The sequence below is a fragment of the Maricaulis sp. genome (genome assembly GCF_048270265.1).
Classification (GTDB): Bacteria; Pseudomonadota; Alphaproteobacteria; order Caulobacterales; family Maricaulaceae; genus Maricaulis.
Genome location: NZ_JBLWTD010000004.1, coordinates 1 through 26,073 on the forward strand (window position 1 = coordinate 1; position 26,073 = coordinate 26,073).

Sequence of the window (26,073 nt, forward strand, 5' to 3'; positions counted from 1 at the left end):
GGGTGGATTTACCCGAACCATTGACGCCGACGACACCGATCTTGGCGTCGGGCAGGAAGTGGAGCGAGATATTCTCGAACACGGGCTTGGAGGCACCGGGATAGGTCTTGGACAGCTTGTCCATATGGAAGACGTATTGATAGGCGGACATGGGCGGACGGTCTCTTCGGCAAAGGGGGTAAAAGCTGGGCTCCCTTTAGCTGACCCGCAGGCATTGGGCAACGCGGCTGCAGCGCATGGGGCAGATGGGGGAGTATCCGGCGGATCGGGTGTTGGTCTGTAGGTGGGGACGGCCGCAGGCGATTGCCATGGGGGCGGGCCAATTATCCCGCGGATTTCAAACAGACCGCTCCGATGGCCCCCTAACCCTTCAGGTTCTGCCGCACCCAGCTGACGATCTGGTCGGCATTGATGGCGCCGGCATGGCGGGCGACTTCCTTGCCCTTGTTAAACAGGATGATCAGCGGAATGCCGCGGATCTGGAAGCGGCTGCCAACGCTTTGGTGCTGCTCGGTATCGAGCTTGGCAAAACGCACCTTTGGCGACATCTGGCGGGATGCCTCCGCGAACATCGGCCCCATCATCTTGCAGGGGCCGCACCAGGGCGCCCAGAAATCCACCAGCAGCGGCACTTCGTCATTGCGCAGATGCTTGTTGAGCCGGGCTTCATCGAGCTCGAATGGTGCATCGGGAAACAGCGACGCCTTGCACTTGCCGCAGCTGGGGCTGGCGGCAAGCTTTGCCGCCGGGATGCGGTTTGTGGCCTGGCAGGCCGGACAGGTGATGTGGAGGGTGTCGGTCATGGCAAGTTCACAGCAAATGGGCGGGCATCGAAGGGCGCAGCTGCCCGGGATGTTTTCTGCCCTCATATGGGCACGCCGCGGCGGAAATGCCATGGTCGCGGCCGGAAAATCCGCCCCGGCTAGCTGGCTGAACCCAGGCCGGCGCTCGACTGGCCCGCCCCGCCAGCGGGCGGCATGACGCGCGGAACAAGCTGGGCTTCAAGCCAGCTCATGGCCATATCCGCCGACTCGAAGGCGCGGCTCGGCCGGCTGGTCTCTTCAAGCCGCCGGGTCATGTAGATCGCCCGCCCGACCTGGTTTTCCCGATAGACAAAGGCAACGGGGAATTTTTCGGGAAATTCGGTGCAATACGCGTCGGCGAGCTTCGAGAACTCGTCCATTTCAAAGGTCAGCTCATACTTGCTGTAGTCCATCAACAGGCCTTCGATCGGATTTTTCGCCAGCGTGTCGGCAAGAGCCTGAAGCGAAACCAGGCTCGCCTCGATATCGCAGCCCCCATGCAGCTGGATCGACAAGGCCTTGTCGTCGAGAACCATGCTGAGTGTGTATGCAAAACTGTCCGGCATCGACTCCCCCTTTGTGCTCGTTGTAGTTTTGTCACCTAACCATTTGACCGGCCAAAACGCCAGTCTGTTCATGAACATGAACGCAGGCCGGCCTGCCAACCTGCATCGCCGCCTGCCCTATACCCATGTCCACAGATCCGCTTCGCTGCGCATCTGTGCCCGGTGCTGCTTCCAGTCGGGCATCAGCCGTTCAACCGTCTTCCAGAAGGCAGCGGAATGATTGGGTTCGACCAGATGCGCCGCCTCATGGGCACAGACATAATCGATCAGAACCTCAGGAAACCCCATCAGGCGCCAGTTGAGCCGGATGGTGCCGTCTGCGGCGCACGAGCCCCAGCGGCGCTTCTGGTCTCGGATCACGACCTTGCGCACCGGCCGGTCGAGCCGCGCGGCGAATTGTGCCACCCGCGGCGCCATGAACTGCTCGCCCTCACGCTTGTAGTGGCGCGCCAGGGCACCGGCGATGGCACGCCTGCGCAATTCGCCGCTGGCTTCGGGGTCGACGGTCACGAGAACCCGGTCACCCTCGCGGCGCAGCGTGGTGCGGACACCGCGCGGTTCGATCTGGAGCCTGAGTTCACCGCCCAGCCAGGGCAGGGTCTCGCCGGTTTCATAGGCCAGTTCGCGCTGCCGCGGACGCTCGGCCCAGGCCGCGAGCTTGCTCAATATCCAGTGGGATTTCTGCTGCAGCGCGCCCTCGATCTCCCGAAGGCTGACACGCTGCGGTGCCGTCACGGTCAACCCGTCGCGGCCAATGGTGAAACCGATCGTCCGGCGGCTGCTGCGCTGGAGCACATAGTCGATCTCATGCTGGTCCAGGCGGATTCGGGCGGGCTGCGTCATCGGGTCATGCTGCCTCTCGCGGTGGCGGGCGGCAAGTCGTCGCCGCCAGTCACCAGCGGCATCGCGCCCTCAATGCCAAGCCGCCGGACACTGCAGAGCTGGTCGACCAGCTGCGCCGGTGTGAACCGGTCCGGATTGTCGATCCACCAGTCGAGCAGATGGAAAACCGCGCCGACTTCACAACGCGCTGCCGCCTCGGGATCGAGATCGGCACGCGCCCAGCCCTCGGCCTGGCCCTCGATCAGCTCTGCGACGCGCATGGCGGTTATGGCATCGACCACATCGCGCTGGATCGGGTCGCCGGCACCACGGCTGAGCATCAGGCGGAACAGGGGGCCATAGACCTGGGCAAAGGCGACCACGCCTTCCATCGCCGCACGATCACGCCCCTCGCGGGTGTTTGATGACTCACGCGCGAGCTCCAGCCCCTCCAGCACGCTCTGCTTGCCGGCCTGCATGACCTCGAGGAACAGCGCCTCCTTGTCGGCGAAATGGGTATAGAGCGTGCCCATCGCGACACCGGCCTCGCGCGCGATGTCGGCGATTCGCGCGCCCTGCACGCCATCGGCGGCAAAGATGGCCGCGCCGGCGCTGACGAGGCGTTCGCGAGTCGCATCCTTCTGATCCTTGCGGCTTAGGGCCACCCGATTTCTCCGACTGGTTCAAACTGACAAACTGAAACTCTATTCATTGAATTATTTTTCAGTGAATATATTCTCGAACATGCCGCTGGCCCGACCCGAGGTCGGGCCGGGTGGCATGGATCCGGTGCGATTGTGGCCGGATCTACGGTTCGCGAACCCCGCCGCCCCAATGGCGGGGCGGGTGGCAGCGCCCTTGCCCCAAGCTCCAAGCGCTGCCACCCAACGCGTCTGCACCGGGGTCTCGCACGCGCCGCATGTAGTGCCGGCTGGAAAGGTCAGGCCGTCAGCAGGTCACGGCAAATCGCCTCGAGACCGGCCTGGTCTTCAAGGTCAAAGGCGCCGAATTCCGTTGAATCAATATCCAGCACCGCCGCCAACGCACTGTCCGGACCAAAGACCGGCACGACGATTTCCGAGTTTGTGCGGCTGTCGCAGGCGATATGGCCGGCAAAGGCGTGCACATCAGTCACCAGCTGGGTCTCGCCCGTCGCCGCGGCCGCACCGCAGACACCGCGCCCGAAGGGAATGCGCAGACAGCCCAGCGTGCCCTGGTAGGGGCCGACGACCAGTTCATCCGGCTTGAGCGGATCAACGACATAGAAGCCGGTCCAGAAGAAGCGCGACCCGAAGGCCTCGCGCAACAGGCAGGCGGCGCTGGCATAGCGCGCCGTCGCGCTGGTCTCGCCGGCAATCACCGAAGCGATCTGCTTGCGGACATCAGCGTAAAGCTCCGGTTTCTCACTCATGATGGCATCCTTCATTGTCAGCCCTGTAATTGGGGCTGACCGAAGCCGGTTCAAGCGGCGAGTGCAGCACCGCCCGCCCTCAGATCCGGATGCCGCCGCCCAGGCTCTCACGGATGACGCGTTGCATGGTCTTGTCGGCATCCTCGCCTTCGGGGCTGCCACCGTCCGGATTGGCGGCATGGCGCTCCTCATATTCCAGCCGCGTATGGATCATGCGGATGCGGGCATCGACAAGACCATAGATCTCGGGCGGGATCTTGGTCGTGACATTGACGCCCAGTTCCTTCGCGCCGGCCGGCGAGATGGCCTCGCTGTGCGAGAGTTTGCCGGAGGACAGATAGTCGGCCAGGAAATCGGGATCCTTGTCCTCGGCCTTGTGATTGTCATGAATGATCTCGCGCGCGATGCGGTCGGCATAGCGGTCGTATTTCTCCGCCTCATGGGCGAGCATCACCAGCACGTCCTGGGTTGCCAACGGCCCCTTCTGTTCGAGCAGATCGCGATAGGTCTCGGTCGGGAAGCCGCCATAGATCGTGTCGATCGGGCCGAGTGAAGCGGTGGCGTCCATCGCCACCTTCTCGGCAGCCAGCGCGATCATGGCGCCGCCGGACATGGCGACATAAGGCACATAGGCGACCACATGCGGATCGCGTTTCGAATTGTGCTTCGTCTTTCGCAGATGCTCCTTGATCGCCAGCGCGATCATGTGCGCCGGGCGGGCATAGCCGCCAAGCGTATGCAGCACGATGACGATCTTCGAGCGTGGATTGGCCTGCCGGATCAGTGCAATGGCCTCGAAGGCCTCGTCGAACACGATCTGTTGCGGGGCGCTGTCACGCCCGATGAAACCATCGCCGAGATCATGGATGAACTCGATCAGCAGCGTGTTGGATTTCTCGAATTTCGAGCGATAGCGGCGATAGGCGGCCTTCGCCTCCTGATAGGCGACGGCGCGCTGACGGCGCAGCTTGGCGACCTGCTCCTCGTCAGACGCGTGCTGGCGGCGCGAGGCCACCATCGCAAGGATGACTGCCAGCAGCACCAGGATAAGCGCTGCCATGGCGGCGCCAATCAGAACCGTCTGGTCCGCAAAATCCAACACATCTCCCCCCGGAGTCTGCAACGCCCCGTCAGGGGCTCGCTCGGGGGCATGTTAACCATTTGGAAGGCATTGCGACAAGCTCGAAACGGGCGGCCCGGTCGCCAGTTCGCGGCTTCGCCCTTGCCTAGTCGTCCAGCGCTGACAGCGGCGAGGCACCACCCAGCGCCGCGACGCGACGCTCCGCGACGAGCTCGTTGAGCAGGCCAGCAAGGCGGACCCCGCCCAGCTTCAATTCCTGGCGGGTGATACGCAGGCCGCGCTCATAATAGGCATCGCCGGGCGCGATCGGCTGGTCGGCCCGCGCCCAGTAATAGGCAAAATCGCGCGAGCGGACGATGTCATGGCTCTCCTGCGCCCAGGCAATCGGATCGAGCGGGGTAAAGACCTCGACGCCACCGAGGGGGATCTCCGAGGCCAGTTCGTCTGCGAAATACGACCAGCGTTCGGCTTCCGGCGCCCAGCCCCACTCTTCGCCCATATAGTCGAGAATGATCTCGCTATCCCAGACGCGGTGAAGATTGGTGTGACGTTCGCCGCGCCAGAGCACTTCGATATCATTGCCGCCGCGATCACCCTCGATCGAGACATGCATCGGCTGGTGAACATCGCCCATCCAGTGGGCGAGGAATTTCAGCGCCTCAAGGCGCTCGGCATCGGTGCGGGCGCGGTCGAGAAAGACCCCGGCATGCAGATCGATCGCTTCCGTGATGCAGCCGTCCTCGGCGCAGTCCTCGGCATCGATATGCGGGTCATCGCGACGCTGGTTGATATAGTGCCAGGTGCGCGTGAATTCATGCGTCGAGCGCGAGGCCGCATCGGCCCAGGAGCAAATATCGCGGAAATTCTCGAACTCCGCATCGAGCGCCACCAGCCGGTCGACCTCGGTGCGGGCCTCCTCACTGAGATAGCGATAGGCGAGATCGCAGACGATACGATGGCCGTCGCGGCCATAGGCAGAAGCCGGGGAAACGCTGAGCAGGGCTGCCGCAAGGCCAGCCACCACGAAAACACGCAGAAAAGACATCGGATACCGCCCTGAAAATAGCGCGGCCGCCCGCCGCCTGGATCGGGCAAGTGTCTAGGTCACACGCCCGCCCGGCTCTACTAGTTGCAACGGGCAATCAGCGCCAATAAAACCGGTGATTTCAGATGTGTTTTCGGGAGGCAGTGGTGAAACGCCGGATATCAGGCTGCGCTGCGTCACCCCGTCGCTTGACCGGACGCCCCGCGCGGGCAAGGCTCACCCCCATGTCCAAGCTCGACTCCGCCCACAATATCGATGACTTGCGCGCGCTCGCGAAGAAGCGCCTGCCGCGCATGGTGTTCGACTATATCGATGGCGGGGCCGATGACGAGGTGACGCTGCGGGCCAATTGCTCGCGCTATGATGCCTATGCGCTCAACTGGAAGGCGCTGGTCGATATCTCCAGGGTCGACATGAGCACAACGGTGATGGGCTCGCCCTGTGCCGCCCCGATCGTCGTGACGCCGACAGCGGCCCAGCGCCTCTTCCATCCGCGCGGCGGCGAGACAGCGGTAGCGCGCGCGACAGCAGCGCACGGTCTGATCTATTCCCTCTCCACCCTCGGCTCGACCTCGATCGAGGCTATCGCGGCGGAGACGACCGGGCCGAAATGGTTCCAGATGTATGTCTGGAAGGACCGCGCCATTGTCGAGGCTTCCCTCGAGCGCGCCAAGGCCGCCGGCTATACCGGCCTGATCCTCACCGTCGATGTGCCCGTCGCCGGCAATCGCGAGCGCGATCTGCGCAATGCCTTCACCGTCCCGCCGAAGATCAATCCGAAAACAATCGCCCAGGTGCTGGCCCGCCCCGGCTATCTGTTCGACATGCTGACCACACCGAAGATTACGCCGGCCAATTTCGCCGATGACAATCCGGAAGGCGACGGCATCATGGGTTATATCAATCGCCAGTTTGATCGCACCGTCACCTGGGAGGATGCCCGCTGGATGAAGCAGGTCTGGGGCGGCCCCTTCGCGATCAAGGGGATTGTCCGACCCGATGATGCGCGCCGCTGCGTTGATATCGGCGCCGATGCGGTCTGGATCTCCAATCATGGCGGCCGCCAGCTCGACGGATCGACGGCCACCATCGATGCCCTGCCCGACATCGTGCACGCCGTCGATGGCCAGGCCGAGATCATTCTCGATGGCGGCATCCGCCGCGGCACCGATATCATCAAGGCGCTGGCCCTCGGGGCGCGCGCCGTGGCGATCGGCCGTCCCTATCTCTACGGGCTTGGCGCCGCCGGCGAAGCGGGCGTGAACCGCGCCCTGGAATTTCTCACCACCAGCCTGAAACGTGATCTGGCCCTGACCGGCGTCACCCGCCTGCGGGATCTTGGCCCCGATTTCGTCCGCCGCCCGCCCCTCTGATTCTTCGTAAACGAAGGAATTACATCATGTTCGCAGCTGAAAGCCTGGTCCGGACCCTGATCAATCAGGGTGTCGAGCTCTGTTTCACCAATCCGGGCACCTCGGAAATGCACATGGTGGCCGCCCTCGACCGGGTCGAGGGCATGAAATCGGTGCTGTGCCTGTTTGAAGGCGTCGCGACCGGGGCCGCCGACGGCTATGCCCGCATGGCCGGCAAGCCGGCCTGCACCCTGCTTCATCTCGGCCCGGGCGTCGGCAATGGCCTTGCCAATCTGCACAATGCCAGGCGTGCCTTCGCGCCGGTGGTCAATATTGTCGGCGATCACGCCGTCGCCCATGCGGCGCTTGATGCGCCGCTGAACAGCGATGTCGCCGGCGTCTGCGCGCCGGTTTCGCGCTGGGTCGGCAAAGTAAAGCTCGCATCCGAAGTATCAACCATGGCCGTCGAGGCCGTGCGCCAGGCCTACGGGCCGGAACGCGGTGTTGCCAGCCTGATCCTGCCGGCCGACTGCGCCTGGTCGGACCAGGAACCCGATGTGATCGAGCCTGTGGCGGCACCGCCCCTGCGGCCCGTCGGCGATGCGGCCATTGATGCCGCCGCCGAAGCCCTGAAGGCTGCCAGCTCACCCATCCTCTTCCTCGGCAATGAGGCCTGCCTGGAAGCCGGCCTCGACGCGGCGGCACATATCGCGGCAGCCAGCGGCGCGCGCCTGTTCATGGACACGTTCGTGCCGCGCATCGCCCGCGGCCATGGCCGCATCGCGCCGAAACGGCTGAGCTATCTTGGCGAGGAAGCGATCAAGGAACTGGCCGATTGCGACCTGCTCCTGATTGCGGGCAGCAAGGCGCCTGTCGCCTTCTTCGCCTATCCCGGCGAGCCGGGTGAATTCGCCCCGGAGGGCGCACAGGTCCTGACCCTGGGCGGGCCGGCCGACGACATCATCACCGCCATGGAGGCCCTCGCCGACCGCCTTGGACCGGCCGAGCCGCTCCCGAAGCCGGCCCGATCCCAGATGCCGAAACTCTTCCCCGACGAGGCGCTCAATCCCGGTTATGCCGGCATCTCGCTGGCCCGGCACATGCCGGAGCATTCCATCCTGTGTGATGATGCGACGACCTCGGGCATGGGCGTCTTCCCCTGGACCGGCAGCGGTCCCAAGCATGACTGGCTCTGCCTCACCGGCGGGGCGATCGGATCAGGCATGCCGCAAGCGGTCGGCGCGGCCCTCGCCTGCCCGGACCGCCAGGTCTTCGCCCTGTGCGGCGACGGTGCCGCCGCCTACACCCTGCAGGCCCTGTGGACGCAGGCGCGCGAGAAGCTGAACATCATCAACATCGTCTTCGCCAACCATTCCTATCTGGTTCTGAATTTCGAACTGGCCCGCGTCGGTGCCGGCGAACCGGGCCCGGCGGCGCAGCAAATGCTCTCTCTCGACCACCCGAAGATGGACTGGGTCAAGCTGGCAGAAGGTTTTGGCGTTCCCGGACATCGCGCACGCACGGCCGGTGAGTTTGACACCGCACTGCAGGCCGCCATCAAGGCCGGCGGGCCGCAATTGATCGTCGCGGAAATCTGACAGGCATCAGCCGGCGCGGGCGATCCGCCGCGGCTGCTGGTCCTGCCGGTCGGCGACCAGCACCTGCGTCAGCAATTGGCGCAATTCGGAAATATTGACCGGCTTGTCGAGGCAGGCGAGGAAACCCGCTTCGGCGAGTTCCCGCCGCGCATGACCGGAGGCCAGCGCAGTGACCGCGACGACCGGGACAGCGGCGGTCGCCGGGTCTGCCTGCAGCAGGCGGTGGGCCATATAGCCGTCCATGCCCGGCATCTGGATATCCATCAGGATCAGGTCATAGGGCCTGGCGGCCGCGGCAGTGATCGCCTCGGCCCCGCTTGCCACGCAATCAATGCGGATCTGCTCGCCGACCAGGGATTGTCCCAGCATCGCCGCGATGACCAGCCGGTTGGTGGCCACATCGTCAACCGCGAGGATCGAAACCGGCTCATCGAGATGAAGCGGTGCCGGCACCGCCCTGTCCGCTGGCGCCTTCAGGCTGCCGGCGCGGCGCGTGCGGACCGAGAAGGAAAATTGCGAACCGATCCCGGCATGGCTCTCGACATCGATGCGGCCGCCCATGCGCTCGGCCAGCTTGCGGCAGATCGCCAGCCCCAGACCGGTCCCGCCATACTTGCGGGTCGTCGAACTGTCGGCCTGGCTGAAGGCGTCGAAGATTGTCTCCAGCTTCTCGCTGGCAATGCCCTCGCCGCTGTCGCTGACGCTGACCACCGTCTCGATCAGGCCCTCGGCATCGGCCGGCTCCTGATGCACATCGACGCAGATGCGGCCGCTATTGGTGAACTTCACCGCATTGCCCAGAAGGTTGTTGAGGACCTGACGGATACGCAGCGGATCGCCGCACAGATTGGGCTCCGCGACGTCATGGGTGCCAAAGACCAGCTCGACGCCCTTGCTCTCGGCCTGCAGGCGCCAGTGCGCCGTGGCGCTCCCGGCCAGCGCGACAATATCCAGATCGACCGTCTCGAGCGCCACGGCGCCCGCCTCGATCTTGGACAGGTCAAGAATGTCATTGAGCAATTCCAGCAGGTTCTCACCCGACTCATTGATCACCGCAAGCCGGTCCGCCTGCTGGGCCGTCAGGGATTCATCGTCGAGCAGGACCCGGCTCATCCCGAGCACACCGTTCAGGGGTGTGCGGATTTCATGGCTCATCATGGCCAGGAATTCCGATTTGGAACGATTGGCCGCCTCGGCCGCCGCCAGCGCGCGCTGCAGACGCTCATTGGCCTCGGCCAGCTCGACATTGGCGGCATGGGTGGCCGAACGGAAGGTGGACGCAAAAAAGCTCACCCACAGACAGGTAAATCCGGCCACGAGCGCAAGCACGGCGACAAGGCTCGAGGGCATCGTCGCCAGCTCGGTTCCGGCCAGGCGCTGGCTGACGAGAACAACGGTCGACAGCAGGCCGATGACGGCCACGCCGGCGGCCATGGCAGCGCGCGCGCCCCAGGCGATATAGACGCCCAGCGCAATGACCGGCAGGTAGATCATGGCCGGCGGGAAGCCGCCCCGATTGCCCCAGACCGCCCCGGCCAGGGTCGCAGAGGTCACCGCCAGCACCAGCACGATGGTCAGATTCGGACGGTGCAGCCGCAAGCCCACCAGGCCCGACAGCGCAATCGCCAGCATGGCCGCGAGACTGAGCGCAGCCATGCCGGGCCGCCCCTCGCCCGAGAGGGTCAGCACCAGCACATTGATCAAGGCCGTCGCGACCATGGTCACGGTGAAGGCGAGTGCGACGCGGTACTGGATTCTCCGGTCGAAGCCGGTATCGGCCTTGACCCTCATCAACCCGTCGAGGCGTTTCCAGAATATGGCTGAATCTCCCAAGTTACGGGTCGATACAGGCCTGTTACGCGTTAAATTTCCATGAGCTGAATTAATCATGACTCGCGCAGCTGTATTGCGCGCACGTCCGGGCCATGTTGCGGGGTGGATCGGCGCCCCCGATTGTGATTGGCACCCGTATCGTGCCAAACCGACGGGAACGGCCGGGAAGGTTTGGCAACAGCCCGCGACAGACGAAGGGAATATCGACAATGACGGCACCCGGCGACGACAGCAAGCTGATCGACGAATACCGCAATATCGCCGCCGTCGTGACCGCGCTGGCCCTGCTGCAGGCCGCCACCGGAGCCATCTCGGTCGTCGGGCCACTGACACTGATCGCCCAGGGCGCCTCGACGCTGACCATTGGTGCCATCGCCTCAAGCTATGCCCTCGGCTTCATGCTCGGTGCCCGGCTGGCACCGGCAGAAATCCGCCAGATCGGCCATATCCGCGCCTTCGCCGCCTTCGCCGCGATCGGCTCGCTGGCTGCGGGCGGACTCTATCTCAGCGCCCACACGGCCTGGTGGATGCTGATGCAGGCCCTGATCGGCCTGAGTGTCGCGGGCCTGTTTGCCTCGGGCGAAAGCTGGATCGCCGGCGCCGCACCGGCCGCGCGGCGCGGTGCCGTGCTCGGCTTCTACCTCGTGACCTCCAAGCTGGGCTTCATGATCGGCCCCTTCCTCGCCGCCTACACCACTCCGGGCGGTGCGGCCGGTTTCCTGCTCGTCAGCGCCCTGTTCACCGCTAGCCTGATCCCCGTCTCGGCGACACGCCGCGCCGAACCGCCGGCGCCCAGCGCTGAGCCCTTCGGCCCGATCCGGCTGTGGCAAACGGCGCCCTCGGCCGTGATCGCGGCCTTCATCGCCGGCGTCGTCAATGGCGCCGTCTTGCAGCTCTACGCCCTCTTCATCACCGACCTCTCTCCCGATTCCGTCGCCAGCATGGCGGCTGTATTCAATGCGGCGATGATGGCCGGCACGGTCCTGGCGCAATGGCCGGCGGGCATGATTTCCGACCATTTCGACCGCCGCATCGTCATCGCTGTGCTGGCCGTCATCAGCGGACTGGCGGCCGGGCTGCTGGCCCTGTTTGCGATGCAATTGCCCATGCCCATGGTCTTCGTCCTGGCGGCGCTCTGGGGGGCTGGATCGCTGTCCTTCTACGGTATTGCGGTCGCCCATGCGGCGGACCGGGCCGAACCGGGCCAGTCGGCCAACATGATGTCGGGGATACTGATCCTGTGGGCGACCGGCTCGATGCTTGGCCCGGCCATGGCCGGCGGCGTGATGAGCCTGACCGGCGGTGGCGGCCTGTTCCTGTTTGCGGCAGGGGGCCTGTTTGTCCTGGCAGCCGCCATGCTCTACCGGCGCGCCGGCGTGCGGCAGGTGGCCGAAAGCGACAAGGGCGAATTCGCCCCGAGTACCGCGACCAGTGTTTCGGCGGCGGACCTCAACCCGATGACCGACGGGGATGAGGAGGAGGCCGGGCCGGAGGGCTGAACCTGCCGGAAAGCCGGAAATGGCCGGCGGGTATGCTATGGCCTGTGCGCAGCAATCGCGAGTACACTCGCAAACTCGATTTATGGAGCCTTTAGTAGTTGCAAATTCAGACACCGGACTTCGGACTAATATATCGAAATAGTCGCTGATTTTCCCGGCAATATTTCCTGACGCCCGGACGAAGATTAATTTAATCGCACCTGCATCTCTTGCTTTTTCCTGCAATTTCTCTATTCCATCGCGCTCTATTCCCAATCAATCCACCCACCGGACTCAATCGTCACGAGGAGACGCCTCCCCCTATGAATCATGGCCAACGCCCCAACCGCATCGCCGCTTTCGCCGCCGAAAAAGTCAATATCCAGCAATTGCAGGACGCATCCGAAACCTTTGGCCGCCAGAACCGGCGCCTGACCCTGGTTTCCGATCAGCAGGCCGCATTGCGCGGCTATAACGGCCCGTCCGAACTCAATTTCGCGATCACCGAAACGACGGCTGAACTGGATGCAGGCGAGTATGAGGCCCTGGTTCTGCTTGAGGGCGCCCCGCTGCTCGACGCCAGTGCACACGCGCTGATCAAACTCTTCCTCGCCGCCGACAAGCCCGTGATTGCCCTCACGGGTAGCGCAGCCCTGCTCGCCGATCACACCACGACCGCGATCGACGCGCCGGAATCGGCCGCGGCCATCCTGGGCGGCAATCTCTACGTCAATACCGACGAGGATTGCGATCTCAAGATCGTCGAGGCCATTGCCAAGCATTTGCTGGCGACCAATGGCGGTGCCGCGCCCGAAACCAAGCGCCGCGCCGGCGGCCGCTACTAGGCTTCGCATAACGCCTGACCGAACCGGAAGACCCGCCTGCCCTGCTCCCGCAACCGGGAGGGGGCGGGCCGGCTCCCGGCTCATGCCTGCCGCCGGATGACCGGCGCGATACCAGCCGCCACAGCCGCCCGATGCGTCAAACCCCGGGCCCGTTTGACCGCCCGCTGCGAAATCACGGCCCTGCCCGGCAAACTTGCGACGGATTCACGCTTGCTGCACGTATAGATTCCTGCCGCGCCAACGCTGGAGTCCGCATTGTCCTTTCGCCGCATCATTTTCTGGTCCCATCTCAGCGTCGGCGTCACCGTCGGACTGATTGTCTTCCTGCTGTCGGCCACCGGCGTCTTGCTGACCTATGAGCGGCAGATGCTCGACAGCGCCGGGGTGCGGCTCAGCCAGGACACGATGGCGGGCGCCCCCCTGACCGCCGACGAGCTTGCCGTGATCGCCGCCCGTGATGGCAGCCAGGCCCAGCGCTCGCTGGTGTTTCACCGCGATGCCGACCGGCCTGTCGAGATCAGTGCCGGGCGCGGACGCACCAGCCTGGTCCATCCCTATACCGGCGAGCCGCTGGAAAGCGGAGCCGGGCCGATGCAGGATTTCTTCCGCTCCGTCACCAGCCTGCACCGCTATCTGGCGATGAGCGGCGAGGCGCGCGAAACCGGTGCGGCCATCACCGGCGCAGCCAATCTCGCCTTTCTCTTCATTCTGGTCAGCGGTTTTTACCTGTGGTGGCCCAAGGCCTGGCGCTGGTCCTTCATCAAGCTCAACCTGCTGTTCCGCAAAAACCTGCCCAGCGCGAAAGCCCGCGATTACAACTGGCACCACGTGTTCGGCATCTGGGCCCTGGTGCCCCTGCTTGCCGTGGTGATTTCCGGAGTGGTGATTTCCTATCCCTGGGCGGGCAATCTGCTGGCGCGCGCCTATGGCGAAGCGCCCTCGGCCCAGCGCGGACCGCCAGGCAGCGGCGGCGGCGACGCGGATGCCGGGCAGGAACTGGCACCGCTGCAACACAGCGCCGCCCTGCAGGACATGCTCGAGACCGCCCGCGCGTCCGACAGCCGCTGGCGCACCATCTCGATCGCCCTGCCGGCGAGCCCGTCGGCACCTTCAGTCGAACTGACCGTCGATACCGGCAATGGCGCCCAATATGACCGCAAACGCCTGCTGACCTTCGACCGCAGCGATGGCAGCCTGCTGACCGATGTTGTCGTGGCCCAGACCCAGTCACCCTATCGCCGGGCGCGCATCTATCTGCGTTTCCTGCATACCGGTGAAGTCTATGGCTGGTGGGGACAGACCCTGGCCGGGCTCGGATCCCTCGCCGCGCTCTTCCTGGTGTGGACCGGCCTGGCGCTGGCCTGGCGGCGCCTGATCCTGCCACTCTGGCGCAAACGCAGGGCCTAGCGGCCAGCGGCGAAGTTTCGCCCAATTTCGCGGGCAGTTTCGGCCCGAACACAAACCGGCCGGAGCTGCCCGCATGGACGTCCTACGCATCATTCTCTCTATCCTGCTGCCGCCGCTCGGCGTCTTCCTGAAAGAGGGATTCGGACTGCAATTCTGGATCAATATCCTTCTGACCCTGCTGGGCTATGTCCCGGGCGTGCTGCATGCCGTCTGGATTATCGCCAGACGATGACGCGGAGACGGTCCGATGCATGATGATGAACGCCCTGATGCGGCTGACGAGGATGCAGGCAATCGCGAACTGGCCCGGCTGGAGAGCCTGGCCGACTGGCTCGATACCCGGTTTCGCATCCCCGGCACCTCGATCCGTTTCGGGCTCGACGGCCTGATCGGCCTGGTTCCCGGCCTCGGCGATCTCGCCATGCTGGCGCCCGCCTTCTATCTCATCGCCCGCGCCGCCGCCCTCGGCGCCCCGCTGCATGTGCTGGCGCGGATGCTGGTCAATACCTCGCTCGATCTGGTGATCGGCGCCATTCCCGTCGTCGGCGATATTTTCGACGTCGCCTTCAAGGCCAATCGCCGCAACACCGCCCTGCTGGCCCGCTTTCTGGAGCGCAAGAAGGCAAAGCGGATCCGCTAGCGGAGTTATCCCCGCCCTCCTGCGATGATCCGACGTCATCCTGGCGCAAGTCAGGACCTAGACGTGACAAGCGCGGAGCCCGGTCTATCGAGGTCCCGTCTTGCGTCGGGATGACGATAAATTGGCGATGTTATCCCCGCCCCCTCCGCCAGCGCGTATGCTTCCAGCGTTCCGGTTGCACGGGAGGCGTGAGCTCAGTCACTTGCGGCGATCGGGAGCGTGGAGCCCATCCGCACAAAGGCGTGACAGCCCGAGTTCCGGTGGGGCCATGATCGGGGAAGTGAGGCATTAGGGCTCGACCAATCTTCCACGGTCATTTCGAGGCAGGACCCGTGAGGGGCCTGAGTAAATCTCCACGTGCGGGACGTCTCGGATGCCCCCAAAACTTACTCAAGAACCGGCATTCGCCGGCGTCCCGCACACCTCCCAATCCGGGGAGGAACCCTCAAACCTCCAGCGGCGAGCCGCGTGGAGATTTCGGTGCGTCGAAAATGAGAGAGTGGTAGGCCCGGAGGGACTCGAACCCCCAACCAAGCGGTTATGAGCCGCCGGCTCTAACCAGTTGAGCTACAGGCCCGCTCGACAAGCGAGGACGCCATCGATACTGCGTCTTGCCGCGCAGGCCAAGGCATTGCGGCAGACGATATCAGCCGGCCCGCGCGCGGCGGTGTTTCGGGCCGATGCTGAACACCATGAGATGCGCCAGCAGCACCAGCGCCAGAATGATGAGCTCGATCTGGTCCCGCAGCCAGAAGGCCGGACTGCCGACCTCGGTCCAATAGGCCCGCGACGCCTGCGTCGCATCGGAATAGGCGCCCGGTTGCGGTCGCGCCGGCACGACCGCGGCGGCAACTTGCGGCGAGACGAATTCATAGCCCATCGCCTGCAGAGCGGTGGTCAGTTCGGTCAGCCGGGCCGGGTCGAGATACCAGTGGAAGAAGAAACTGGCATAGCTGTCGCGAAGCACCAGATTGCGCCGCGCCGTTTCCAGCATCGCATCCATGGAACGTCCATGAACACTGCCCGCAGGGGCCCAGTTGCCGAGGGTCTCAGGCAGGATCAGATCGCCGCGGATATCGCGCACCGGATAGGGGAAGAATTGTTCGCTGAACAGGGACGGATCAACATCGGGATCACCCGAGGCCTCGCCGCCGAAATACAGGACCCGTTCGAGCCGGGCCGGAAAGCGCTGGCCCATGGAGCGATAGGCCGATGGCGATGCGGCATAATGCGGCGAGGTGAAGATCCAGGGCCGTGGCAGGCCGGCGGTTTCCCAGTTGGCGAAGGCCAGGTCGAGCCTGTCATCCCACATCGCGCTGTCATCATCAGCCAGGGGGCCGAGCAGGTCGAACCCGCCCTCGGCATCGAGGCCAACGCGGAAGAATTCATAATCACTGCCGCTGACACCGAAATTCGGATTGGGGATATCGCCATGCTGGTGCGTCTGCCCATGCATGATGAGCGTGCCGCCGGCGCGGGCCATGTCCCGCAGGGCACTGGCCAGATAGGGGCGCGCGTTCAGGCTGAAGCGGCGCTCGCGTCCGTTGGAATAGTGTCCGGCCGGATCGGCGAAGGTGTCATAGACGGTCGCGGAGAAGGGCACATCAAGCGCCTCGATCGCCGCCAGCAGGATCTGGATCTGCTCGGGATCGGCATTGGGGCCGATATCCTCGATCCGCATCAGGGCCTGGCGGACATCCGGGGCGTCCGGGGCCAGGGTGCGCGACAGGATGTCGGCAAACACCAGATAGCGGTCATCCTCGCTGGCATAGGCCATCGGGCTTTCGCTGATCCAGGTCAGGTCTCCGGAGCGCAGGGCCCAGGGGGCGAGTTCGCCATCGGCGGCCTGCATCTGTGCCAGGACCTCGACACGTTCGGGATCGGTAATGCGCACTTCGGCAACGCGGTCAGTGCTCAGCGGATTGCGCGTGAAATGTTCACCGCGATAGACGACATCGGGGAAGACCTTGGTGGTGGCCGCCTCGGCGAGCCAGCCGACCTGCGCGGCCAGACCCGGCGCTGCCGCCTGCAGGCTGGCCGGATCAGGCTGGATCCACATCGTGGTGCCTTCGCCATTCATGGCGTCGTCAAGCAGGGCTGCGGGCAGGCTCTGACCATAGGTCGAATTGACCACGATCAGGGCGTCATGGCCGTCACGGTCATGGGGTTGATACTCGGAGATCGCCGCCAGTGCTGCCTCGGCATGACGCCCGGCCAGATTGGCAATATTGACCGCATGCAGCTCGCCCAGGGCGTGATCCTCGCCCTCATCGGGATAGAGGACCAGAACGCTGGAGCGCTGCGGCACAGCTGTCGCTTCTGTTTCCGCATTGATCTCCCCGTGCAGCGGGTAGATCAGTGCGCCCCAGAGCGCGGTCAGCAATATGGTCAGGCGAATAATCATTCTCGGGCGTGCTCCCCAGCATCAGAAGCCCCCTTTCTCGCGTCAGGCTGCGTCCAAAGCTGGGTCCAAATGCGCCAAGATTGCGGCAGGCAGCGGTCATTCCGCGGCGGGTTCGTTCAGGTTTCAGACAGCTTGGCTATGTCTCACTCGACTCGAAATGCTTACCCAACGGGCGATATCGGCGTAACCTGCTGATGCTGCACGCCCACCCATCACCCAGGAGCTCTGCCCATGATCCGCGCCCTTCTTGCCTCCACTGCCCTGCTGGCCATCGCCGCACCGGCCATGGCCGAGGATGTCAATCCGACCCTGTCGCTTTCGGCCTCCGCCGACGTCCAGGTCGATCCGGATTTCGCCACGGTCCAGTCCGGCGTCGTCACCCGCGCCGCCACAGCGCAGCAGGCCGTCCAGGACAATGGCCGCGCCATGAACGCCGTGTTCGACGCACTGCGCCGTGCCGGTGTGACCGGCAATGATGTCCAGACCTCGCAATTGAGCGTCTCGCCGATCTATGCTGATCGTACCGAAGCCAACCAGAACCAGTATGAGATCATCGCCTATGAGACCCGCAACACGGTCTCGGCCAAGGTGCGCGACACGACCCGCGTCGGCAATGTAATCGATGCCATGGTCTCGGCCGGGGCCAATAATATCCAGAGCGTCAGCTTCGGCGCCGAGGACACATCCGCCGCGATGGACGAGGCCCGCCGCGACGCGATTGCCAGCCTGCTGGCCCGTGCCGAATTGTTTGCCGACGCCGCCGGATTTGAATTGTGCGGCATCACCCGCATGAGCGAGGATTTCGCGCGGCCGGCCGCACCGATGATGATGGCGCGGATGGACTCGGCTTCAACGCCGGTGGCCGCCGGTCAGCTCTCGCTCACCGCCACCGTCAACGCCGATTTCTGCATTGCCGATTGATCAGGCGGCGTCCGGCTTGGCCATGACCCGATTGTGTTCATCCAGCAGGATGACGACCGGGTCATAGGCTTCCGCCTCGGCGGCTTCCATTCCGGCATAGGCGACCACGATGATACGGTCACCGATCTGGGCCAGACGGGCCGCAGCACCATTGATGCCGAACATGCGGCTGCCGCGCGGGGCCTCGATGGCATAGGTGGTGAACCGCTCGCCATTATTGATGTTGAGCACATCGACCTGTTCGAATGGCAGGATCCCCGCCGCGTCGAGATAATCGCGATCGATCGAGATCGAGCCTTCATAATGCAGGTCTGCCTGGGTCACGGTGGCCCGGTGAAGTTTGCATTTCATCATGGTGAGGCGCATCGCACTCAACTCCGTACCGGCTAATGCTGCACTGCACATACGTGTCCCTGCATCCGATTTCAACGCCTGGGCACGGCAAATCTTCCGGGGTGGTCAGCGAGAAGATGAACACGGGCCAACTCCCGGTTTCAATCAAGGTTCATGCAGGCCGGCCAAAATAGTGTATCCTGAAGCTCTCGAAATTGCGGAGTGCCCGACATGCGCAAGTTTTTGACCCCTCTGGCCCTGGCCCTGCTCGCGAGCAGCGGTACGCAGGCACAGACCTCGGCTCCGCCGCGCAACATGACATTCCAGCCGGTCGCACAGCTCAGCCAGGCGAGCTTGCAGCGCCAGCCCACGGCCGAACCGGCCTCGCCCGGCTCGCCGCGCACCATGCCGATCGACTGGGACCAGGCCCGCGCCGATGCCCGGCGTCAGGCCAATATCGGTGCCGAGATCGCCGCCACCCGTCTGGCACCGGCATTGCCGCGGCCAAGCAATCGCCAAGCCGCCCAGGTCGCCAATACCCGCCTGCCGGTCCTGGTGCCCAATATGGCGAGCCTGAGCTCATCGCCCGAGCCGACCGTCCTGCTTTTCCCGCAATCGGATTTCTACACCCTTTCCATCATGGGCGACGGGCTGGTGATCGAGGTCTTTGGCACCCGCCTCGCCCACGCCGTTGCCCCTGATGCCCTCACCGCCCGGCAATTGCGCGCCACTGATCCCGATGCCCTGCGGATCTCGGCGACGGAATACGGCCAGGTGGCCGACTTCAATCGCTATGGCGCCGCCTATACCGTGACGCTGGAATGCGACAATCCGCAGAGCGATCCGCGCTGCGCCGATGACGTGCTGGTGCGCCGCCTGGCCCACTCACTGGTTATCGCTGCCGGATCGCCCGGCGAGGGAGGCTGACCATGTCGACCCGCGAGACTGAACGAGCCCTTGCCGCCGCCGTCGCCGCGGCCGGCATCGCCGCCATGATCTGGTGGCCCGCCACCGGCGAAGCCCCGGCCGAACCGGAGCCTGAGACAGAGGAAGTGGTCGTCGAAGAGGTGGCGGACCCGGATCCCGAACCGGTGGCCGAGGACGAGCCGATTGTCGAGGAAGAGCCCGAGCCGGAACCCGGGGAGGAGCCGGCCGGGGAACCGCCCGCCCCGCCCATCCTTGACGATGCCGGTATCGAATTCACCTGGATGCCGGCCGGCGATCTGATCGAGGAGTCCGGCACCGGCCAGATCCTGCAGATCAATTATGCCCCCGACATGCGCTTCCCGATCGAGGCCGGCCAGGCCTATGCCAATAGCCAGGTTTATGGTTATGGCGGCTATCTCGGCCCGGCCGGCGGCCAGTGCAACGCCGCCAATTACGCCTATTCCTGGCGCGACAATTTCTGCGAAACACGCGGCTATGGTACGCCGATGTGCCCGACCGGCCACGGCCACCAGGGCCAGGATATCCGCCCGGCGAGCTGCACCGACGGCGTTCACCAGGCCGTCGCCGCCGCCGACGGCACCATCACCTCGATCGGCAGTTATTCAGTGCGGCTGATGAGCGATGACGGTGTGCGCTACACCTATCTCCACCTCGACAAGCCAAGCCTGCTGGTCGCCCCCGGCGATCACGTCACGCGCGGCCAGGTGATCGGCATGGTCTCGAATGAATTCGGCGACACCTCGACCACCATCCACCTGCATTTCGAAATCCGCATGGCGGTCGATACCGGTGGCAGCATCGAGAACACCAATGTGCCGCCCTATCTGGCGCTGGTCGACAGCTATCAACGCCTGCTTGAAGGCGAGGACAGCTAATTTCGGGCTTGCAGGCAAGCCATTAAACCGCAACAGTTTTTCACGACGCGCCGGCTTGAGGCGCGCTGCCCGAGGGGATGACTGGCATGAGAATACGGATCTGGCTGACCGCGAGCCTGGCTGCGCTGGCCCTGAGCGCCTGCGAGGATGGCTCGCGCAATTCGAACGGCTATGTCGCCACCAATGACGCTGCCGCCGGCATGAGGGAAGATTATGCGCTTGGCCGCGCCATGGCCCCGTCGCCTTCACCGCCGCCCTCACCCTCCCTGGATGCACAGGCGCCCGAAAGCATCGAACGGCTGATCGCCTACCGCTATGATTACCGGTTCGAGACGCCCGCCGCAGCCACGGTTGGCCTGGTGGAGAGCCACCAGAGCGCCTGCACCGCTGCCGGTGCCGATCAGTGCCAGATCGTCGCCTCGAATATCTATGATGATGGCCGCGGCGCTGTCTCCGCCAATGTCCAATTGCGCGCCAGCCCGGCCTGGGTGGAAAGCTTCCAGGGCGGGCTCGAAGCCGATCTCGAAACAGCCGGCGGGCGGATCCAGAACCAGTCGCAATCGGCCGAGGATCTCACCTCGGCGATCTATGACATCGAAGCCCGTCTCGAGGCCAAGCGGGTCTTGCGCACGCGCCTGATTTCTCTGCTGGAGCGGGAGAATGCCAGCGTCGAGGAACTGGTCCAGGTCGAGCGCGAACTGGCCAATGTCCAGGGCGAGATCGAGGGATCGGAAGCCCAGATTCGTGTCATGCGCGGCCGCGTCTCTATGTCGGCCCTGGCCCTGAACTACGCCTCGCGCGTCGAACCCGTCAGCCCGGGCGCCTTCGATCCGCTGACCTCGGCCCTGACCAATGTCTTCCGCGAACTGGCCGCAGGCCTCGCCAATGTGATCACCTTTGCCGCCGGTTTCGCGCCCTGGCTGCTGATCATCATTCCGCTGTTCTGGGGGCTGTCCCGCTGGCTTAGCGGCCTGCTGCGGGCCCGCCGTGAGGCGAAGGCAGCAAAGACCGAATAGGTTGAGCCCTGGCCGGCACCCCGGTGCCGGCCAGCCTCACCCGCCCAGATGCAGCACCACCTCGCGCCGCTGTGGCCGGTCGCGGTGTTCAAACAGATAGAGCCCCTGCCAGGTGCCGAGCAGCATTTCGCCATGGGCGACAGGAATGCCGATCGAGGTCTGGGTCAGCGCCGCCTTGATATGCGCCGGCATGTCATCCGGCCCCTCCGCTGTATGCGCCAGCCACGCCATCGACGGATCATCACCATCGGGCACCAGCCGGCGGAAAAACGCGTTGAGGTCGCGCTGCACGTCGGGATCGGCATTTTCCTGGATGGTCAGTGAGCAGGAGGTGTGGCGCACGAAGACTGTAAGCAGGCCCTCGGCGGGATTTAGCTCGGAAACGAAGCTTTGCGCGGAGCGGGTGAAGTCGTAGAGGCCGGGGCCGGTGGTGGAGAGGGTGAGAGTCGTAAGTGGCATAGCCATCAACCTATTAGTCGTACACCAGAAATCAAATCCTGCCGACACAACGAAAAAGGCGCCCCGGTTTCCCGGAGCGCCCTTCGATTCTTGATCGCTCTCTGGACCTAGTTATCCAGGAAGCTCCGCAGCTTGCGAGACCGGCTCGGGTGCTTCAGCTTGCGCAGCGCCTTGGCTTCGATCTGACGAATACGTTCCCGGGTGACCGAGAATTGCTGGCCGACTTCTTCCAGGGTGTGGTCGGTATTCATGCCGATGCCGAAGCGCATGCGCAGGACGCGTTCTTCACGCGGCGTGAGCGATGCCAGCACCCGCGTGGTGGTCTCGCGCAGATTGGCCTGGATGGCGGCGTCGATCGGCAGGATGGCATTCTTGTCTTCGATGAAATCGCCGAGATGGCTGTCTTCCTCGTCGCCGATCGGCGTTTCCAGGGAGATGGGCTCCTTGGCGATCTTCATCACCTTGCGCACTTTTTCCAGCGGCATGGCGAGCTTTTCCGACAGCTCTTCCGGGGTCGGCTCGCGGCCGATCTCGTGCAGCATCTGGCGCGAGGTGCGGACGATCTTGTTGATGGTCTCGATCATGTGCACCGGAATACGGATGGTGCGCGCCTGGTCGGCGATCGAGCGGGTGATCGCCTGGCGGATCCACCAGGTGGCATAGGTCGAGAACTTGTAGCCGCGGCGATATTCGAACTTATCGACCGCCTTCATCAAGCCGATATTGCCTTCCTGGATCAGATCGAGGAATTGCAGGCCGCGATTGGTGTATTTCTTGGCGATGGAGATCACCAGGCGCAGATTGGCTTCGACCATTTCCTTCTTGGCGACCCGTGCTTCGCGCTCGCCCTTCTGGACGGTACGGACAATGCGGCGCAGGTCTTCGATCGGCACGCCGGCGCGCTGGGTCAGCTCGGCGAGATCATCGCGGATCTTGGAGGCATCTTCGCCTTCGCGCTCGATAAAGCGCGTCCAGGCCTTCGAGGTCTTCGCCATCGAACCCGGCCAGTCCGGATTCAGCTCATTGCCGAAATAGCTGTCCATGAACTGGGCCCGCGGCACGCCATGAGCGTCGGCCATGCGCAGCAGCTTGCCCTCGAGCGACATGCGCTCCTTGTTGATCGCGTAGAGCTGCTCGACCAGGGCCTCGATGCGGGCATTGTTCAGGTGCATCGTGTTGAGATTGGTGACGATCGAGTTCTGCAACGCCTCGTACTTCTCGCGGCTCTGCTTGGTCAGGTCCTTGCCTTCGATACGCGCGGCAACGAGCTTGTCCTGCAGTTTGCGGAAGGCGATGAAGTCGGTCGAGATCAGGTCCAGCGTCTCCATGACGCCTTCGCGCAATTCCGCTTCCATCGCCGAGAGCGAGAGCGAAACGCCTTCATCATCATCGTCATCATCGTCGTCGTCGGACTTGGACGTACCTTCGCCGTCCTCATCATCCTCGTCGTCATCCTTGGCCTTGGCGTCGTCATCGCCGGACTCGTCGTCCTCGTCCGCATCATCGGACTTGGCTTCGCCATCAGCCGTCTTGGCGGCACCGGGCCCTTGCGGGGTCGGCATCTCGCCATCTTCGGCCGGGGAGGTCTCGTCGTCCTCGTCCTGGTTGGCTTCAGCCTGCTGGCTGCCATAGGTGGCGTCGAGATCGATAATGTCGCGCAGGAGGACTTCGCCTTCGTGCAATTCCTCGCGCCAGACCATGATGGCCTCAAAGGTCAGCGGGCTTTCGCACAGACCGCGGATCATCGCGTTGCGGCCGGCCTCGATACGCTTGGCGATGGCGATTTCGCCTTCGCGGGAGAGAAGCTCGACCGAACCCATTTCGCGCAGATACATCCGCACCGGATCATCGGTACGGTCAGCGGAAGTCGGGGTGTTCAGACCGGTGATGGCGCTCTTGGAGGCACCGGCGACCGCACGGGTCTCGCCTTCTTCACCATCGTCATCATCATCGTCATCATCGGAATCGCCGTCGCTGCCCTTGGCGGCGCCGGTCGTTTCCTTGTCGTCATCAGCTTCACTGTCATTATCAACGACATTGATGCCCATTTCGGACAATTGACCCAACACGTCCTCGATCTGCTCGGACGAGAATTCCTCGCTCGGCAACACCGCATTCAACTCGTCATGAGTCACATAGCCGCGCTTTTTGGCGACCTTGATCATGTTCTTGACGGACTGATCCGTCAGGTCCAGGAGAGGGCCGTCATGGTTTTCTGATGCGTCACCGGCTTCGGCGGGTTTGGTCATGTATTCGTCCCTGGTCGCGCCGCTGACAGGCGCCAATCGACAATATCCGTATCAGGAAGGTTCCGAACGGCTGGTTTCGCGTCGATAGGCTTCCACCAGCCGACGCACACCCTCCGAATCATCCCTGCCAATCTCCTCGACCAGCCGCGCGCGAATTTCTTCACGGCGATCAGTCGCTTCATTTCTTTCCATATAGGCAGCCGCGAGCTTAATCCAAGCCTCACTGCGCTGTTCATCGGAAGCTTGTTCCCCGCCAATTGCCGCCCGCATCGGTCCCCGTTCAACGTCCAACCGCCTGAGCTCCGCCGCAAAGCCCGCTTCAACAAGCTTCGCGCGTAGCCAATCCGATTGCACAGACTGCCCAGAAGAGCAGGCGTCTAGAACGGTGTCGCGTAGAGAGTCAAGCGAACCGACGTTCAAATGCGCCAGGGTTTCGACCTGTTCCATCGCCAGTTCGGGCCATTCGATCACGGCCAGCAACAGCATTCGGGCATCGGCGGCGCCGGGAGAGCCCTTGGCTGCGCGACGCAGTTCAGCACTCGGCCCGAGCCGCGGCAGGCCCTTTGCCCCGCGCGGCACCCACGGCGTGCGCTTCGGCGCGCTGCCGAAAGCGGCCTCGATCCGGTTGTCGAATTCGCGCTTGTACTCGGCCCGGATGTCCGGCTCGGCGATCTGGGCCAGCAGGCCGCGGATCCGGCGGCGGAAACTGGCGCGGCGATCGGGATCGTCGAGCGGCTCGACTCCGATCTCGCGCTCCCACAACAGATCAGCGAGCGAACGCGTCTTCGAGAGCATTTCGCGCAGCGCCCCGGCACCCTGCTCGCGCAGGATATCGTCGGGGTCCTTGCCATCGGGCATGAAGGCAAAGCGCAGCGTGTGGCCGGCCTGAAGCAATGGCAGGGCGCGGTCGGCCGCCTTCAGGGCCGCAGCGCGTCCGGCGCTGTCGCCATCAAGACACATCACCGGCTCGCCTCCGGCGCGCCAGAGCAGTTGCAATTGCTCCTCGGTGATCGCCGTCCCCAGCGGGGCGACGCCATGCTCAAGCCCGGCCCGCGCCAGGGCGATGACATCGAGATAGCCTTCCGCGACGATCAGGCCACGAATATCGGCCTTGGGATCGGAGGCCGCCTTGCGCGCTTCGGGGAAGCGATAAAGCATCGAGCCCTTGTGGAAGATCGGCGTCTCCGGCGAGTTGAGATATTTCGCCTTGGCCTCGCTCGACAGGGCCCGGCCGCCAAAGGCGACCAGCCGGCCGCGCGGGTCCTGGATCGGAAACATGATGCGGTGGCGGAAGCGGTCATAGGGCGAACCGTTATCGGGCTCGATCAGCAGGCCGCACTCGATCAGGTCGCCGACCGGCGCGCCGGCGGTAACCAGCTCGTCCTTGAGGGCGGTGCGGCTCTCCGGGGCGTAGCCAATGCCGAAGCGGACGCAATCCTCGCCGGAAAGCCCACGCGATTTGAGATAACGGCGCGCATCCTCGGCCGCTGGCGTACGCAGGGCGCGCAAATAGAAGGCCTGGGCAGCCTCCATCCATTCGACGAGAGATTTGCGGTGGCGGGTGGTCTCTTGCGCCTGGGGGTCCGGTGCCGGCAGTGAGAGCCCGGCCTCCCCGGCCAGACGCTCGGCCGCCTCCATGAAGGAGAGGCCTTCCATCTCTTCGAGCCAGGTGAAGACATCGCCATGCTTGCCCGAGGCGAAGCAGTGATAGAAGCGCTTCTCGTCATTGACGAAGAAGGACGGGCTGCGCTCCTTCTTGAAGGGCGAGAGGCCGACGAATTCGCGGCCCTGACGCTTCAGGCTCACCGTGCGGCCGATGAGGTCCGACGGGCGCACGCGCGCCTTGATTTCGTCGATGAAGTCCTCGCCCAGACGCATGGTGGTTCGGCAATCCCTCAAAGGCGCGGACAGGATCGCGAACGCCCGCCCGGGCTGCCCGCATTCCCGGTCGGCATGATCATTACAGACAGGAGGGCATGTTGCGCCG

General features: G+C 64.4%; 24 protein-coding genes and 1 tRNA gene. 11 read left to right on the forward strand and 14 right to left on the reverse strand.

Features of this window, described 5'->3' with window-relative positions:
* Positions 1-362: 362 nt before the first annotated feature.
* From trxC to ACN0YF_RS03010, 7 genes are all read right to left on the reverse strand, one after another.
* Positions 363-803, reverse strand: a complete 441-nt coding sequence (gene trxC, locus ACN0YF_RS02980; protein ID WP_417493290.1) for a thioredoxin TrxC — start codon at positions 801-803, stop codon at positions 363-365.
* A 119-nt stretch (positions 804-922) separates the two neighbouring features.
* Positions 923-1,369: a hypothetical protein gene (locus ACN0YF_RS02985; protein WP_417493291.1), complete on the reverse strand. Its 447-nt coding sequence runs from the start codon at positions 1,367-1,369 to the stop codon at positions 923-925.
* A gap of 117 nt (positions 1,370-1,486) precedes the next feature.
* The gene (locus ACN0YF_RS02990; RefSeq protein ID WP_417493292.1) at positions 1,487-2,212 is read right to left on the reverse strand and encodes a M48 family metallopeptidase; all 726 of its coding nucleotides are present in this window, start codon (positions 2,210-2,212) and stop codon (positions 1,487-1,489) included.
* Positions 2,209-2,856: a TetR/AcrR family transcriptional regulator gene (locus ACN0YF_RS02995; protein ID WP_417483493.1), complete on the reverse strand. Its 648-nt coding sequence runs from the start codon at positions 2,854-2,856 to the stop codon at positions 2,209-2,211. Before ACN0YF_RS02995 ends, ACN0YF_RS02990 begins: the two co-directional genes overlap by 4 nt.
* A gap of 275 nt (positions 2,857-3,131) precedes the next feature.
* Positions 3,132-3,602: a GAF domain-containing protein gene (locus tag ACN0YF_RS03000; protein WP_417493293.1), complete on the reverse strand. Its 471-nt coding sequence runs from the start codon at positions 3,600-3,602 to the stop codon at positions 3,132-3,134.
* Between the two features lie 79 nt (positions 3,603-3,681).
* Positions 3,682-4,662 carry an SDH family Clp fold serine proteinase gene (locus ACN0YF_RS03005; protein WP_417483491.1) on the reverse strand — a complete coding sequence of 327 codons (981 nt, stop codon included), beginning with the start codon at positions 4,660-4,662 and terminating at the stop codon, positions 3,682-3,684.
* 166 nt (positions 4,663-4,828) lie between these two features.
* Positions 4,829-5,728 carry a S1/P1 nuclease gene (locus ACN0YF_RS03010; RefSeq protein WP_417483490.1) on the reverse strand — a complete coding sequence of 300 codons (900 nt, stop codon included), beginning with the start codon at positions 5,726-5,728 and terminating at the stop codon, positions 4,829-4,831.
* A 224-nt stretch (positions 5,729-5,952) separates the two neighbouring features.
* Here ACN0YF_RS03010 and ACN0YF_RS03015 point away from each other — a divergent pair, with 224 nt between their 5' ends.
* Positions 5,953-7,101, forward strand: a complete 1,149-nt coding sequence (locus ACN0YF_RS03015) for an alpha-hydroxy acid oxidase (protein ID WP_417493294.1) — start codon at positions 5,953-5,955, stop codon at positions 7,099-7,101.
* A 26-nt stretch (positions 7,102-7,127) separates the two neighbouring features.
* Positions 7,128-8,678 (forward strand): acetolactate synthase large subunit, encoded by a 1,551-nt coding sequence (locus tag ACN0YF_RS03020; RefSeq protein WP_417493295.1) that lies wholly within the window; start codon positions 7,128-7,130, stop codon positions 8,676-8,678.
* A gap of 6 nt (positions 8,679-8,684) precedes the next feature.
* Here the strand turns inward: ACN0YF_RS03020 and ACN0YF_RS03025 are convergent, their stop codons facing one another.
* Positions 8,685-10,469 carry an ATP-binding protein gene (locus ACN0YF_RS03025; protein ID WP_417493296.1) on the reverse strand — a complete coding sequence of 595 codons (1,785 nt, stop codon included), beginning with the start codon at positions 10,467-10,469 and terminating at the stop codon, positions 8,685-8,687.
* A 251-nt stretch (positions 10,470-10,720) separates the two neighbouring features.
* On the opposite strand from ACN0YF_RS03025, the gene ACN0YF_RS03030 reads away from it, so the two are divergent.
* The 5 genes from ACN0YF_RS03030 (at position 10,721) to ACN0YF_RS03050 (ending at position 14,881) form a co-directional block, all read left to right on the forward strand.
* A complete protein-coding gene (locus ACN0YF_RS03030; RefSeq protein ID WP_417493297.1) occupies positions 10,721-12,010 on the forward strand; it encodes an MFS transporter in 1,290 nt (429 codons plus the stop codon).
* Between the two features lie 302 nt (positions 12,011-12,312).
* A complete protein-coding gene (locus ACN0YF_RS03035) occupies positions 12,313-12,834 on the forward strand; it encodes a hypothetical protein (RefSeq protein WP_417483485.1) in 522 nt (173 codons plus the stop codon).
* Between the two features lie 255 nt (positions 12,835-13,089).
* A complete protein-coding gene (locus ACN0YF_RS03040) occupies positions 13,090-14,241 on the forward strand; it encodes a PepSY-associated TM helix domain-containing protein (RefSeq protein WP_417493298.1) in 1,152 nt (383 codons plus the stop codon).
* Between the two features lie 73 nt (positions 14,242-14,314).
* Entirely contained in the window at positions 14,315-14,473 is a 159-nt protein-coding gene (locus ACN0YF_RS03045; protein WP_417483483.1) for a YqaE/Pmp3 family membrane protein, read from the forward strand.
* 15 nt (positions 14,474-14,488) lie between these two features.
* Positions 14,489-14,881, forward strand: coding sequence for a DUF4112 domain-containing protein (locus ACN0YF_RS03050; RefSeq protein WP_417483482.1), 393 nt, complete (start codon positions 14,489-14,491; stop codon positions 14,879-14,881).
* Between the two features lie 500 nt (positions 14,882-15,381).
* On the opposite strand, the gene ACN0YF_RS03055 is transcribed toward ACN0YF_RS03050, so the two are convergent.
* Positions 15,382-15,458, reverse strand: a tRNA-Ile gene (locus ACN0YF_RS03055).
* A 69-nt stretch (positions 15,459-15,527) separates the two neighbouring features.
* Positions 15,528-17,285, reverse strand: a complete 1,758-nt coding sequence (locus ACN0YF_RS03060) for a DUF2334 domain-containing protein (protein ID WP_417493299.1) — start codon at positions 17,283-17,285, stop codon at positions 15,528-15,530.
* A gap of 231 nt (positions 17,286-17,516) precedes the next feature.
* Here ACN0YF_RS03060 and ACN0YF_RS03065 point away from each other — a divergent pair, with 231 nt between their 5' ends.
* On the forward strand, positions 17,517-18,206 hold the full coding sequence (locus tag ACN0YF_RS03065) for an SIMPL domain-containing protein (protein WP_417493300.1): 690 nt from the start codon (positions 17,517-17,519) through the stop codon (positions 18,204-18,206).
* Here the strand turns inward: ACN0YF_RS03065 and panD are convergent, their stop codons facing one another.
* Entirely contained in the window at positions 18,207-18,572 is a 366-nt protein-coding gene (panD, locus tag ACN0YF_RS03070) for an aspartate 1-decarboxylase (RefSeq protein WP_417493301.1), read from the reverse strand. It abuts the gene before it with no gap.
* Between the two features lie 198 nt (positions 18,573-18,770).
* On the opposite strand from panD, the gene ACN0YF_RS03075 reads away from it, so the two are divergent.
* The 3 genes from ACN0YF_RS03075 (at position 18,771) to ACN0YF_RS03085 (ending at position 21,378) form a co-directional block, all read left to right on the forward strand.
* A complete protein-coding gene (locus ACN0YF_RS03075) occupies positions 18,771-19,466 on the forward strand; it encodes a hypothetical protein (RefSeq protein ID WP_417493302.1) in 696 nt (231 codons plus the stop codon).
* Between the two features lie 2 nt (positions 19,467-19,468).
* Complete coding sequence (locus ACN0YF_RS03080) at positions 19,469-20,362, forward strand: M23 family metallopeptidase (protein ID WP_417493303.1); 894 nt, start codon at positions 19,469-19,471, stop codon at positions 20,360-20,362.
* Positions 20,363-20,448: 86 nt separating this feature from the next.
* On the forward strand, positions 20,449-21,378 hold the full coding sequence (locus ACN0YF_RS03085; protein ID WP_417493304.1) for a DUF4349 domain-containing protein: 930 nt from the start codon (positions 20,449-20,451) through the stop codon (positions 21,376-21,378).
* A 36-nt stretch (positions 21,379-21,414) separates the two neighbouring features.
* Here the strand turns inward: ACN0YF_RS03085 and ACN0YF_RS03090 are convergent, their stop codons facing one another.
* From ACN0YF_RS03090 to dnaG, 3 genes are all read right to left on the reverse strand, one after another.
* Positions 21,415-21,837, reverse strand: coding sequence for a secondary thiamine-phosphate synthase enzyme YjbQ (locus ACN0YF_RS03090; protein ID WP_417493305.1), 423 nt, complete (start codon positions 21,835-21,837; stop codon positions 21,415-21,417).
* 107 nt (positions 21,838-21,944) lie between these two features.
* Positions 21,945-24,086, reverse strand: a complete 2,142-nt coding sequence (gene rpoD / locus ACN0YF_RS03095; RefSeq protein ID WP_417493306.1) for an RNA polymerase sigma factor RpoD — start codon at positions 24,084-24,086, stop codon at positions 21,945-21,947.
* A 51-nt stretch (positions 24,087-24,137) separates the two neighbouring features.
* Positions 24,138-25,964, reverse strand: a complete 1,827-nt coding sequence (gene dnaG / locus ACN0YF_RS03100; protein ID WP_417493307.1) for a DNA primase — start codon at positions 25,962-25,964, stop codon at positions 24,138-24,140.
* Positions 25,965-26,073 lie beyond the last annotated feature (109 nt).

Bases quoted from the DNA above. Each gene is read 5' to 3' on its own strand.
- trxC (WP_417493290.1), bottom strand. From the start codon at position 803: ATGACCGACACCCTCCACATCACCTGTCCGGCCTGCCAGGCCACAAAC.
- ACN0YF_RS02985 (WP_417493291.1), bottom strand. From the start codon at position 1,369: ATGCCGGACAGTTTTGCATACACACTCAGCATGGTTCTCGACGACAAG.
- ACN0YF_RS02990 (WP_417493292.1), bottom strand. From the start codon at position 2,212: ATGACGCAGCCCGCCCGAATCCGCCTGGACCAGCATGAGATCGACTAT.
- ACN0YF_RS03000 (WP_417493293.1), bottom strand. From the start codon at position 3,602: ATGAGTGAGAAACCGGAGCTTTACGCTGATGTCCGCAAGCAGATCGCT.
- ACN0YF_RS03005 (WP_417483491.1), bottom strand. From the start codon at position 4,662: ATGGCAGCGCTTATCCTGGTGCTGCTGGCAGTCATCCTTGCGATGGTG.
- ACN0YF_RS03010 (WP_417483490.1), bottom strand. From the start codon at position 5,728: ATGTCTTTTCTGCGTGTTTTCGTGGTGGCTGGCCTTGCGGCAGCCCTG.
- ACN0YF_RS03015 (WP_417493294.1), top strand. From the start codon at position 5,953: ATGTCCAAGCTCGACTCCGCCCACAATATCGATGACTTGCGCGCGCTC.
- ACN0YF_RS03020 (WP_417493295.1), top strand. From the start codon at position 7,128: ATGTTCGCAGCTGAAAGCCTGGTCCGGACCCTGATCAATCAGGGTGTC.
- ACN0YF_RS03025 (WP_417493296.1), bottom strand. From the start codon at position 10,469: ATGAGGGTCAAGGCCGATACCGGCTTCGACCGGAGAATCCAGTACCGC.
- ACN0YF_RS03030 (WP_417493297.1), top strand. From the start codon at position 10,721: ATGACGGCACCCGGCGACGACAGCAAGCTGATCGACGAATACCGCAAT.
- ACN0YF_RS03035 (WP_417483485.1), top strand. From the start codon at position 12,313: ATGAATCATGGCCAACGCCCCAACCGCATCGCCGCTTTCGCCGCCGAA.
- ACN0YF_RS03045 (WP_417483483.1), top strand. From the start codon at position 14,315: ATGGACGTCCTACGCATCATTCTCTCTATCCTGCTGCCGCCGCTCGGC.
- ACN0YF_RS03050 (WP_417483482.1), top strand. From the start codon at position 14,489: ATGCATGATGATGAACGCCCTGATGCGGCTGACGAGGATGCAGGCAAT.
- ACN0YF_RS03060 (WP_417493299.1), bottom strand. From the start codon at position 17,285: ATGATTATTCGCCTGACCATATTGCTGACCGCGCTCTGGGGCGCACTG.
- ACN0YF_RS03065 (WP_417493300.1), top strand. From the start codon at position 17,517: ATGATCCGCGCCCTTCTTGCCTCCACTGCCCTGCTGGCCATCGCCGCA.
- panD (WP_417493301.1), bottom strand. From the start codon at position 18,572: ATGCGCCTCACCATGATGAAATGCAAACTTCACCGGGCCACCGTGACC.
- ACN0YF_RS03075 (WP_417493302.1), top strand. From the start codon at position 18,771: ATGCGCAAGTTTTTGACCCCTCTGGCCCTGGCCCTGCTCGCGAGCAGC.
- ACN0YF_RS03080 (WP_417493303.1), top strand. From the start codon at position 19,469: ATGTCGACCCGCGAGACTGAACGAGCCCTTGCCGCCGCCGTCGCCGCG.
- ACN0YF_RS03085 (WP_417493304.1), top strand. From the start codon at position 20,449: ATGAGAATACGGATCTGGCTGACCGCGAGCCTGGCTGCGCTGGCCCTG.
- ACN0YF_RS03090 (WP_417493305.1), bottom strand. From the start codon at position 21,837: ATGCCACTTACGACTCTCACCCTCTCCACCACCGGCCCCGGCCTCTAC.
- rpoD (WP_417493306.1), bottom strand. From the start codon at position 24,086: ATGACCAAACCCGCCGAAGCCGGTGACGCATCAGAAAACCATGACGGC.
- dnaG (WP_417493307.1), bottom strand. From the start codon at position 25,964: ATGCGTCTGGGCGAGGACTTCATCGACGAAATCAAGGCGCGCGTGCGC.